This is a genomic window from Shewanella schlegeliana (genome assembly GCF_016765635.1).
GTDB classification, from domain to species: domain Bacteria; phylum Pseudomonadota; class Gammaproteobacteria; order Enterobacterales; family Shewanellaceae; genus Shewanella; species Shewanella schlegeliana.
This window is the reverse complement of the sequence record NZ_JAESVD010000009.1, coordinates 20649-32385: the sequence shown is the minus strand read 5'-3', so window position 1 is coordinate 32385 and position 11737 is coordinate 20649. Positions and strand designations below refer to the sequence as shown.

General features: G+C 46.4%; 10 protein-coding genes. 9 read left to right on the top strand and 1 reads right to left on the bottom strand.

Annotated elements, in window-relative coordinates; genetic code table 11:
- Window positions 1–493: 493 nt before the first annotated feature.
- The 7 genes from leuA to glpK all read left to right on the top strand — a co-directional run bounded on the left by leuA (window position 494) and on the right by glpK (window position 9409).
- Window positions 494–2065 carry a 2-isopropylmalate synthase gene (leuA, locus tag JMA39_RS15260; protein ID WP_202722721.1) on the top strand — a complete coding sequence of 524 codons (1572 nt, stop codon included), beginning with the start codon at window positions 494–496 and terminating at the stop codon, window positions 2063–2065.
- Between the two features lie 73 nt (window positions 2066–2138).
- Window positions 2139–3233 carry a 3-isopropylmalate dehydrogenase gene (gene leuB, locus JMA39_RS15255; protein ID WP_202722720.1) on the top strand — a complete coding sequence of 365 codons (1095 nt, stop codon included), beginning with the start codon at window positions 2139–2141 and terminating at the stop codon, window positions 3231–3233.
- A gap of 2 nt (window positions 3234–3235) precedes the next feature.
- Window positions 3236–4636, top strand: a complete 1401-nt coding sequence (gene leuC, locus JMA39_RS15250) for a 3-isopropylmalate dehydratase large subunit (protein WP_202722719.1) — start codon at window positions 3236–3238, stop codon at window positions 4634–4636.
- Between the two features lie 9 nt (window positions 4637–4645).
- A complete protein-coding gene (gene leuD / locus JMA39_RS15245; protein WP_202722718.1) occupies window positions 4646–5251 on the top strand; it encodes a 3-isopropylmalate dehydratase small subunit in 606 nt (201 codons plus the stop codon).
- 501 nt (window positions 5252–5752) lie between these two features.
- A complete protein-coding gene (locus JMA39_RS15240; protein WP_202722717.1) occupies window positions 5753–7066 on the top strand; it encodes an outer membrane protein transport protein in 1314 nt (437 codons plus the stop codon).
- A gap of 315 nt (window positions 7067–7381) precedes the next feature.
- Window positions 7382–7915, top strand: a complete 534-nt coding sequence (locus tag JMA39_RS15235) for a nuclear transport factor 2 family protein (protein ID WP_202722716.1) — start codon at window positions 7382–7384, stop codon at window positions 7913–7915.
- 12 nt (window positions 7916–7927) lie between these two features.
- Complete coding sequence (glpK, locus tag JMA39_RS15230) at window positions 7928–9409, top strand: glycerol kinase GlpK (RefSeq protein ID WP_202722715.1); 1482 nt, start codon at window positions 7928–7930, stop codon at window positions 9407–9409.
- A gap of 19 nt (window positions 9410–9428) precedes the next feature.
- On the opposite strand, the gene JMA39_RS15225 is transcribed toward glpK, so the two are convergent.
- Entirely contained in the window at window positions 9429–9785 is a 357-nt protein-coding gene (locus tag JMA39_RS15225; protein WP_202722714.1) for a hypothetical protein, read from the bottom strand.
- Between the two features lie 509 nt (window positions 9786–10294).
- Here JMA39_RS15225 and mraZ point away from each other — a divergent pair.
- Both mraZ and rsmH read left to right on the top strand, forming a co-directional pair.
- The gene (mraZ, locus tag JMA39_RS15220) at window positions 10295–10753 is read left to right on the top strand and encodes a division/cell wall cluster transcriptional repressor MraZ (RefSeq protein WP_202722713.1); all 459 of its coding nucleotides are present in this window, start codon (window positions 10295–10297) and stop codon (window positions 10751–10753) included.
- A gap of 29 nt (window positions 10754–10782) precedes the next feature.
- The gene (gene rsmH, locus JMA39_RS15215) at window positions 10783–11730 is read left to right on the top strand and encodes a 16S rRNA (cytosine(1402)-N(4))-methyltransferase RsmH (RefSeq protein ID WP_202722712.1); all 948 of its coding nucleotides are present in this window, start codon (window positions 10783–10785) and stop codon (window positions 11728–11730) included.
- Window positions 11731–11737: the final 7 nt, after the last annotated feature.

Here is an 11737-nt window from a genome sequence, read left to right as displayed (position 1 = left end):
CGCTTTTTCCAACTTGGGCCGCATTATAACCAATCTAAATAAAAGATGCATAAAAAGCTTGAGGCGCGAGAATATTGCGACATATCTGCATAATGCCTGCTCTATTGATGAAAAAAGTCGTGTAAGTTTATTTATGCGCCATTTTCTATCTTTTTGGTGGTTTTTATGAGCAATAATAAGCTTGAAAATAACTTTAGTAAGCGAATTTATGGTTGACACCGATGTCCAAGCAAGTTAAAAATTAATCGACTCAACGGCGGTGTTGAGCATATTTATTTAATTAGGTTGAATAAAAAAGTGATTAATAATTTCAGTGCACTACTAGGACTCCTTATTCTCATTCTCGCAGATCCTGCGCGGAGGACTTAGTGCTATACGCTTTAAAATAAGCCAGCATTAATAAACCCCGCATATAGAGCGGGGTTTTTTGTATTTTAATCGTAACAAGCAAAGTGAACACATAACGGAACAGTGATGTTCAATGGAGAGATAGATGTCTAACCGAGTGATTATATTTGATACCACCCTACGTGATGGTGAACAAGCATTAGCAGCAAGCTTAACGGTTAAGGAAAAACTTCAGATTGCACTCGCGTTAGAGCGTCTAGGTGTCGATGTGATGGAAGTGGGTTTTCCTGTTTCCTCTCCAGGGGATTTTGAGTCGGTGCAAACGATTGCTAAGACTGTTAAAAATAGCCGTGTATGTGCACTATCGCGGGCATTGGAGAAAGATATCGATGCCGCGGCGCAGGCCTTGTCGGTAGCCGAGCAGTTCCGTATTCATACCTTTATCTCTACCTCGACGATTCATGTTGAGAGTAAATTGAAGCGCTCATTCGATCAGGTGCTCGATATGGCGGTTGGCGCAGTAAAGTATGCTCGCCGCTTTACCGATGATGTGGAGTTCTCCTGTGAAGATGCCGGGCGGACGCCTATCGACAATTTGTGTCGTATGGTAGAGGAAGCCATTAAGGCTGGCGCACGCACCATTAATATCCCCGACACAGTGGGCTACACTGTGCCGAGTGAATTTGGCGGCATCATTCAGACGCTGTTTAATCGCGTACCCAATATCGACCAAGCGGTGATCTCGGTGCATTGTCATGATGACTTAGGCTTGTCGGTTGCTAACTCTATTACCGCTGTGCAGCATGGTGCTCGTCAAATCGAGTGTACCGTTAATGGCATTGGCGAGCGTGCGGGTAACTGTTCGCTAGAAGAGATCGCCATGATCTTATCGACCCGTAAAGGCGAGTTAGGGCTAGAGACGGGCATTAACGCCAAAGAGCTCCACCGCACATCAAGCTTAGTCAGTCAGCTATGCAATATGCCGGTTCAGGCTAATAAGGCGATCGTTGGCGCTAATGCGTTTACCCACTCTTCGGGTATTCACCAAGATGGCATGCTAAAAGCGCAAAATACCTACGAAATTATGACGCCTGAAAGTATTGGCTTAAACCGTAATAACTTAAATATGACTTCACGTTCTGGACGTCATGTTATCAAGCACCGTATGACAGAGCTTGGTTATGCTGAGCAAGATTACGATATGGATGTGCTGTATGAAGAGTTCTTGGCGCTAGCTGATAAGAAGGGTCAGGTGTTTGATTACGATCTTGAGGCGCTGGCCTTTATGGAGGCGCAGGCTGAAACGGACGATCACTTTAAACTGCAGCAGTTAGTGGTGCACTCAGACTCAACTGAGGGCAGCGCGACGGCAACGGTTAAAGTCATGATCGACGGTGAAACCATAACCGAAGCCGCGACGGGTAATGGGCCTGTCGATGCCGCCTATAAGGCTGTAGCTCGTGCCAGTGGCTGTGATATCAATATCACTAGTTACCAATTAAGCGCAAAAGGCGAGGGGCAGAATGCCTTGGGTCAGGTTGATATTACCGCTAACTATCAGCAGCAAAACTTCCACGGTGTCGGTCTTGCGACCGATGTGGTTGAAGCATCGGCCAAGGCGTTAATCCATGTGATGAACCTAACTTGGCGCGCCGATAAGGTTGCCGATTGTAAGCAGCGTATTAAACAGAATAAGCAAGAGTTCGGCGGCGTGTAAGCTGGCGAGTCGACCTAATACATATCAGTTAAAGAATAAAATTGAAGAATAAACCACAGGAGTGAGCCGAAGTATGAGTTATCAGATTGCAGTACTGGCTGGAGATGGCATTGGGCCAGAGGTGATGGCTGAAGCACGTAAGGTGTTAAAAGCGGTAGAGGAGCGCTTTGCGCTTTCTATCGAATATTCTGAGTACGATGTAGGTGGCGCCGCTATCGATAATCATGGTTGTCCACTTCCAGAGGCCACCCTAAAAGGCTGTGAAGCTGCAGATGCGATCTTATTTGGCTCAGTGGGCGGACCAAAGTGGGAGCATTTGGCGCCAAATGATCAACCTGAGCGTGGTGCGCTGTTGCCTCTTCGTGGTCATTTCGAGCTTTTCTGTAATATGCGTCCAGCAAAACTACATGCCGGGCTTGAGCATATGTCCCCGCTGCGTAGTGATATCTCTTCTCGTGGTTTCGATGTAGTCTGTGTTCGTGAACTGACAAGTGGGATCTATTTTGGTAAGCCGAAAGGACGCCAAGGTGAAGGTGAGAATGAAGAAGCCTTCGACACCATGCGCTACAGTCGCAAAGAGATCACTCGTATCGCAAAAATTGCCTTCGAGACGGCCCAAGGTCGTCGTAAGAAAGTGACTTCGGTAGATAAGGCTAATGTACTGGCCTGCTCTGTGCTATGGCGCGAAGTAGTTGAAGAGGTTGCTAAGGATTACCCTGATGTCGAGCTAGAACACATTTATATCGATAATGCGACCATGCAGTTGTTACGTCGCCCAGACGAGTTCGATGTGATGCTGTGCTCAAACCTTTTCGGTGACATTATCTCCGATGAAATCGCCATGCTGACTGGTTCTATGGGTTTATTGTCTTCAATTAGCATGAACAGTTCAGGTTTTGGTCTTTATGAGCCCGCTGGCGGCAGCGCACCAGACATTGCGGGTCAAGGTATTGCCAACCCTGTGGCACAGATCCTGTCGGCAGCCTTGCTACTGCGCCATAGTCTTAAACTGGAAGAGGCTGCAATGGCAATAGAAAATGCCGTAGCGAAAGCCTTGAGTGACGGCTACCTAACAGGCGAACTGCTGCCAAGTGATGAGCGTCAAAATGCCAAATCGACCAATGAGATGGGGGATTACATCTCTGGGCTAGTAAGAGAGGGAGTGTAATCATGGCTAAGACACTTTATGAGAAGGTATGGGACAGTCATGTGGTTGTCGCAGCAGAAGGCGAAGCACCGATTATCTATGTCGATAGGCATTTAGTGCATGAGGTGACCTCGCCGCAAGCATTCAGTGGCTTAAAAGTGGCTGGCCGTAAGTTACGTGCACCAGAGAAAACCTTCGCCACTATGGATCACAATACTTCGACCACCAGTGCCAGTTTAGAGGCGCTAAGCCCAATGGCGCGTACTCAGGTTGAAACCTTAGAGCGAAACTGTAAAGAGTTTGGTGTACGCCTTTACGATATTCATCATAAAAACCAAGGTATTGTGCATGTCATGGGGCCTGAGCTTGGGATTACTCTACCCGGGACTGTGATTGTTTGTGGTGACTCGCATACAGCCACTCATGGCGCCTTTGGTGCGTTAGCATTTGGTATTGGTACCTCTGAGGTGGAGCATGTGATGGCGACGCAGACACTGCGCCAGCTAAAAGCCAAAACCATGAAGATAGAAGTGCGTGGTCATGTTGCTCCAGGGATCACCGCTAAAGATATCGTGCTTGCCATCATAGGTAAGATAGGTATGGATGGTGGCACAGGCTATGTGGTCGAGTTCTGCGGTGAGGCGATAGAAGCCTTGTCGATGGAAGGACGGATGACAGTCTGTAACATGGCCATCGAGATGGGCGCGAAGGCGGGCATGATAGCACCAGATGCAACAACTGCCGAATACCTAGAAGGTCGAGAGTTTGCACCTAAAGGTGAAGGCTGGAGCCAAGCCATTGCCGCTTGGGAGCAGCTAAAAACAGATGAGGGGGCAGTATTTGATGCAGCAGTGGTGCTAGATGCTAAAGAGATTGCGCCGCAGCTGACTTGGGGAACGAATCCAGGCCAAGTTGTTGCGATCGATCAATTAGTGCCTAATCCATTAGACGCCAGAAATGCCACCGTGCGTAGCAGTATCGAGAAGGCGCTAGAGTACGTTGACTTAACCGCGGGCACCTTGATGACAGATGTCAGTATCAATAAAGTCTTTATTGGTTCCTGTACTAACTCCCGTATTGAGGATCTACGTGCTGCAGCAGTTCACGCCAAGGGGCGTAAGGTTGCTGCTGGCGTTAAGGCCATTGTGGTACCGGGCTCGGGGCTAGTTAAAGAGCAGGCGGAAGCGGAAGGTTTGGATAAGATCTTCTTAGAAGCGGGCTTTGAGTGGCGCTTACCGGGCTGCTCAATGTGTTTGGCGATGAATGACGATAAGTTGGAAGCGGGCGATCGCTGTGCATCGACCAGTAATCGTAACTTTGAAGGCAGACAAGGGCGTGGCAGCCGTACTCACTTGGTGAGTCCTGCTATGGCCGCCGCTGCTGCGGTAGCCGGTCACTTTGTTGATATTCGCAAACCATACTAGGAGCAGGACATGCAACCATTTATCTCACATACAGGGCTTGCGGTTATTATTGATAGTGCAAACGTGGATACCGATCAGATTATCCCTAAGCAGTTTCTCTCTAAGGTGACTCGTGACGGTTTTGGTATACACCTTTTTCATGATTGGCGTTATTTAGATGATGCTGGTGATAAGCCAAATCCAGATTTTAATCTGAACAAGCCACGCTATAAGGGTGCTTCAATTCTTGTATCTCAGGAAAACTTTGGCTGTGGTTCAAGCAGAGAGCATGCACCGTGGGCCTTAGCCGATTTTGGTCTAAAAGTGATTATCGCGCCGAGTTTTGCCGATATCTTTTATGGTAATTCAATCAACAATGGCTTGCTGCCAGTTAGATTAACCGATGCCGAGGTAAAGCAGCTTATGGCGGAGGTTGAAGCGCAGCAGGGGGCAGAGATCAATGTCGATCTTGAGACACTGACGGTGACGTCACCTTCGGGGAGCGTATTTAACTTTGAGATTGCCGAGTCTGCAAGGCATAACCTACTCAATGGTTTGGATGCGATTGGGTTGACCCTGTCACATGCAGATACAATTGCTAATTATGAAAAAAGCATCCCGCAATGGAGAGTATAATTAGTGTAGTAATTTAGCGTACATCTGTACCAGTAGTGTGTTTTGTAAAAGCCATTTAGATATTTATCTAAATGGCTTTTACTTATCTTATGTTTTGACTTGGTATTAACTGTTGTTTTAATTGTTTTTTATTTGTGGTTTTCAACTTTCATTTGATTTGATGAAATGCGCTAGTGATTTGTGCTGTAAATTGACTGTAAAATAGGTGTACACCTGTTCTTGTGGTTTTTGGTTTTTATCTCATTGTATTTAAAGCTTATTATTTGTATTTGCTTTAGCTGTCTCACCAATGTTCAGCGACGAAAATGCTGAGTTTGTACCTCGTGTTTCTCTATTGAAATGTGACGCATCTCTGTTTGAGCCTGTTTTATCTTATATTTGGTAGTGTTTTATGCTGTTTTTTATAAAGTACTTGTAAAGATATTCTGCAGTTGTAAAATCGCCGCCATTAAAAAGTGGAGTTAATACTCTACTTCTTGTTAACATAATTAGAGATGACCAATGAATAAGCGTTTAATTACTCTTGCTGTTAGTACAGCACTTTTGGGGACAGTTACACAGGTTCAAGCGGCTGGTTTTCAATTAGCTGAATACTCTGCAACAGGATTAGGTCGTGCGTATGCTGGTGAAGCTGCGATGGCCGATAACGCTGCAGTGCAAAATCGTAACCCAGCGATGCTGACTTACCTTCAAGGTACGCAAATGACTACGGGTGCGATTTTGGTTATGCCAAACATCGATATCAACGGTGAAGTGACATACGTTGACGGTGTTAACCCGACTTCTGCAAAAGATATTGCTGGTGATGCGGTTGTACCTAACTTCTACGTTTCACACCAGTTAAATGAGCAGTGGTTCCTAGGTTTAGGTATTGGTAGTAACTTCGGTATGGCGACTGAGCTAGATGATAGTTTCCGTGGCACTCAGTTTGGTAACGAAGCGTCTGTAACTACCGTTGAAATTAACCCAAATGTGGCTTACCGCATTAACGAACAGTTCAGTGTTGGCGCTGGTATTCGCTTCGTTCTTGGTGAAGGTAGTATTGGCGCTAAGAGTTCTGCAGATGTCACTCTTCCACCAGAGTTAGGTAACGCGATTCTTCCAAAAGGCACCACCCTTAAGTATATGGAAGGTGATGACACGGCATGGGGCTGGCAGTTAGGCGGTGCTTGGCAGATCAATGCTAACAACCGTATCGGCCTAAACTATCGTTCTGCTGTGGATCTAAATCTTGAAGGTGAAGCAAACGGTTTAGCCTTTAATCCTTTTGACCCTAACATGAAGCTAGATGGTTCAATGGAGCTGTCTTTACCTGCAACGGCTGAGCTAGCGTCATTCCATCAGTTAACAGACAAGTTAGCCATTCACGCTAGTGTTAACTGGACAGATTGGAGTTCATTTGAAAAGCTAGAAGCACAGATCCCTGCGCTTTCAAATCCAACTCAATTGGTTAAGCAGGAAAACTGGAAAGATAGCTACCGTTTCGCAGTGGGTACGACTTATCAGTTAAATGAGAAGGTCTCTCTACGCGGTGGTGTGGCTTACGATAAGTCTGCCGTATCTGATGCAAACCGTACTCTAACTATCCCAGAAATGGATCGTTTATGGTTAAGTGCTGGTATGGGTTATGCCTTCAGCGAGAACTTCGACATGGATCTAGGCTTTACCTATATTTTTGCAGATGAATCTCCAGTAGTTGAGCCGCGCCCAGGTATCGACTCTGACCTATCTTCTGCGCCATTTGGCGGTACTTTCTCTGGCACAACTAGCGGCAGCATTGCCCTTGTTGGTGTTCAAGCGACTTACCGTTTCTAATTGAGCGTACGATTTGAGGCAGCTGTAAATAAAAACTAAGTTGTTTCAGACTCAAAAGTTGTAAATAAAGCCTCGCATTAGCGGGGCTTTTTTGTACAGGAAGTACTTATCTATTTATGAATCCTCGAATGTCATGGACGGCATAGGAGAGGGTTTGTACCTGCTCTTTGGCGAAGCTACGCTTGAGTTGGATTGGTTGTCCGGTTTCATGGTAAAAAGATAAGGCCTGGCTGGAAAGATGCTTCACTGTCTATATGTCCTGGCTGTGCTATTAATACCTATTCCTAACGTATCGAAATAAACAAGAGGTTCACCATGAAACCCAAAATTTGGTTACTCGCCGTAGGCTCTGTATTTATGACGCTATCACCGCTGGCGAATGCTGTAGAGCAGCAATCAGCAGAGAAGCAGCCTAAGTCAGTGCAGGTAGTAAAGCAGTTTATCCAAGGCTTTAATAACCATAGCGTAGAGCAGTTGCTACAACATACGACACCAAATGTGCACTGGTTTAATCTATCTGGAACTAAGATGGACATCGAAACATCCACTCAGCAGGAGCTTGGCGCAGCGATGACCGATTACTTTGCTAGCCTCACAGATGCTAAGGCTAGCTTAAGGCAGATCTTGGTTTCGGCGAACTACGTGAGTACGGTTGAGGAAGTGACTTGGCGTCATGATGGTGAGCTACATAGCCAATGTAGTCTCGGTATTTATCAGTTAAGCGGTGATAAAATTAACGCAGTATGGTTCTATCCGAGCCATGTCTGTGATGAGACGCCTTGGGTAGAAGTGGTAAGCCCTGAAATCGTTCAGCCAGAGATTGGCTTATTGAAAGAAACCCGCCAATAAGGAAAAGCATCAGTGTCAAAGAAATACATCATAGCACTCGACCAAGGGACAACGAGCTCTAGAGCGATCGTGTTCGATCACGATACCAAGATGGTTGCCAGCTCACAGCGTGAGTTTAGTCAAATGTATCCCCAACCAGGTTGGGTAGAACATGATGCTATGGAGATCTGGGCATCTCAAAGCTCGACACTTATCGAAGCCTTAGCTCGGGCTGACATTCACAGTGAAGATGTGGCGGCTATTGGTATTACCAACCAGCGAGAAACCACGGTTGTTTGGGACAAGCTAACAGGTAAGCCTGTCTATAACGCGATTGTATGGCAGTGCCGTCGCAGCAGTGGGATTTGTGATGAACTTAAGGCTCAGGGGCTTGAGGATTACGTTAAGCAAACCACGGGATTATTGCTCGATCCCTATTTCTCTGGCACAAAAATAAAGTGGATTTTAGATAACGTCGAAGGTGTGCGTGAGCGAGCAGAAAAAGGTGAGCTGTTGTTTGGCACCATAGATACTTGGCTCGTGTGGAAGCTTACCGAGGGAAAGGTGCATGTCACTGACCCGACTAATGCTTCACGTACACTGTTATTTAATATTCATACCCAAGAGTGGGATGAAAAGCTATTGCAGGCGTTTGATATTCCCCGGTCACTTCTTCCTGAAGTTAAGCCCTCATCTGCCATTTATGGTTATACCCGAATCGCAGGTGAAGGCAGTCATATTGCGATTGCGGGAATAGCAGGCGATCAGCAGTCGGCACTGTTTGGTCAGCTCTGTATCGAAGAGGGCATGGCGAAAAATACCTATGGCACTGGCTGCTTCCTGCTGATGAATACTGGTGTTGAAGCCGTTATATCTCAGCATGGACTATTAACCACCATAGCGATCGGTGCCGATGGCGGAGTTAACTACGCGCTAGAGGGCTCGGTATTTATGGGCGGCGCAACGGTGCAGTGGCTTAGAGATGAGCTGGGGCTGATCCGTGATGCGCAAGATACCGAATACTTCGCTAAAAAGGTGGAAGATACCAATGGCGTGTACCTGATCCCTGCGTTTGTTGGGTTGGGAGCACCCTATTGGGATCCTGAGGCGAGAGGGGCGTTAGTGGGGTTAACCCGAGGTGCTAATCGTAACCACATTATCCGAGCGGCGCTTGAGGCGATAGCCTATCAGAGCCGCGATCTATTAGATGCCATGTCTAAAGATAGTTGTGTCGAGCTTAAGCAGATTAAGGTCGATGGCGGTGCGGTGGCGAATGATTTCTTAATGCAGTTTCAGGCGGACATTACCAATGTTGAGGTGATGCGTCCGGAATTGACTGAAACCACTGCGCTGGGAGCCGCGTTCCTTGCGGGTCTCGCGGTAGGGTTTTGGAATTCGACCGATGAGCTAAAGAATAAGGCGGGAATCGAGCGTAACTTCACACCGCAGATCAGTGTGCAAAAACGAGAAACTCTGTATCAAGGTTGGCTTAGTGCGGTGGCCAGAACTCGTTAATACTGCAGCGAGATCTAAGTTAGACATCGATGTCTATTCGAGTATGAGTCGACTCCGAATCCTCTCTGACTTTGCTCGACTGTGATGGCTCTTGCTCTAACTTTTGATCTTGCTCTTCTTGGACGCACTTATCCCGCCTTGAGCCTTTTCTTCGCTCGAGGCTAGGATCCAGTTGATAAGCAATTTGCTGATTCTTACGCCTATCGTCAGTAGAGGTACGCCTCTCTAAGTGTGGTGGTAGCTGTGACTGTGGCGACTCATGACTATCCGCTGCTATCTGGGCACTATTATCAATTTTTTTAACTTTTTTCTTTGACTTCACCTTCGGTGAGACGGGCCTCGCAAGCATAGCGTAAACACTATCTAAGCTAATCATTCAGTGCTCCTCATTTTCAATGGGGTTACCTATATATCGGCAGCTCGCGGTTAAAATTTAGCCGTTTGTTGTGTGTGGAGGTCGTGAGCGAGAACTGGAAATGAATTTAGTTAGTTAGTTAGTTAGTTAATTAATTATGTTTAATATTTTCTGTATTTCTAGCGCAGCTTCTATGAGGTGAGTGGTTTATTGAGTTAATTCTTTCCTTTACTAGCACAAGCGTTATGGGTAAAAAGTCCACTACATGGTCTCAGTTGTCATACTTTACACCACTCTTCTGCCTGTTTTTGCTACTTTTTAAGTCGCAAGAGGCTGCGATTCTCCACATAAATCCCTTTTATCAGCTTTGGTTGAAATGAAACAAAATTGGCTGCTAGCCCGCTTGGTTACTGGATTTTTAAATAAGCGCCTTTCCTTGACAAGCCTTGCGTTCTATCCCTAAACTTAGCTGTTGTGGGGAAATGTGGATATTTGTGGGATATTTTATAGAGCAACAGGGATGATATAAGGTGTTTTCAGGGGCAAGCGCTATTAATCTAGATGCAAAAGGCCGGATCGCTATACCTAAGCGATACCGTGAGACCTTGCATGCCCGCCATAATAATCAACTTGTGATCACTGTAGATATTCAATCCTCTTGTTTACTGCTATATCCCATTCATGAATGGGAGAAGGTAGCTGCTAAACTCGCATCCCTTTCCGATACACAGCCTACCGAACGAGCGATGAAAAGATTATTGCTCGGATATGCCCATGAGTGTGAACTCGATGGTAATGGTCGCATGTTGCTACCGACCCCATTGCGCAAATATGCCAATTTGGATAAGCGGGCAATGTTAGTCGGTCAGCTCAATAAATTTGAGTTGTGGGACGAAGCTGCATGGCAGCAACAGATTGAGCAGAGTCGCGAAGCGATTCTTAATGAAGACTTGGCTGCTAACGCACGTTTAGCAGATTTTTCACTTTAACGAGTGATACTTAAAAGTAGAAGAAAACCATGACACAAGAATTTGAACACCTATCAGTGCTGTTAACGGAAACCGTTGCAGGCTTAAACATAAGACCCGATGGTATCTATATCGATGGTACATTCGGTCGCGGTGGTCATTCTCGAAAAGTTCTTGAAGAGCTTGGACCGAATGGAAGGCTGATTGCTATCGATCGCGATCCGCAGGCTATTGCCGCGGCAGAGCAGTTTAAAGACGATAGTCGCTTTCAGATCGTTCATGGTGGTTTCGGCCAGTTAGCTGAGTATGTTGAAGATTTAGGCTTGAAAGGCCAAATCGATGGTGTACTGCTTGATTTTGGCGTGTCATCGCCGCAGTTAGACGATGCCGAGCGTGGTTTTAGTTTCTTGCGTGATGGTCCACTGGATATGCGTATGGACAACTCTCAAGGTGAGACCGCTGCACAGTGGCTTGCTCGCGCAGAAATTGAAGATATGGCATGGGTATTTAAGACCTATGGCGAGGAGAAAAATGCTCGTCATATTGCTCGTTGTATCGCAGCCGATCGTGATAAGACTCCATTTCTGCGCACCAAAGAGCTGGCAGACTTAATCGCTCGGATCACTAAGAGCAAGGAGCGTAATAAGCATCCTGCGACTCGTGTATTCCAGGCGATCCGTATTTATATCAACAGTGAGTTAGAGCAGATCGACCAAGCCCTAGAAGGTGCATTGACGGTATTAGCGCCAGAAGGGCGTTTGTCTGTGATCAGCTTCCATTCACTTGAAGATCGTATGGTGAAGCGATTTATTCGCCGAAATAGTCAAGGTGAGAGCGTGCCTCATGGTTTGCCAATTACTGAAGCTGAAATTAACAAATCTCGCAAACTGAAGGCTGTGGGTAAGGCGATAAAGCCATCGGCAGAAGAGGTTGAGCGTAATGCAAGAGCGCGCAGCTCAGTGCTGCGTATCGGCGAGCGTTTGCCATACGAAGCGTAAGCGATTA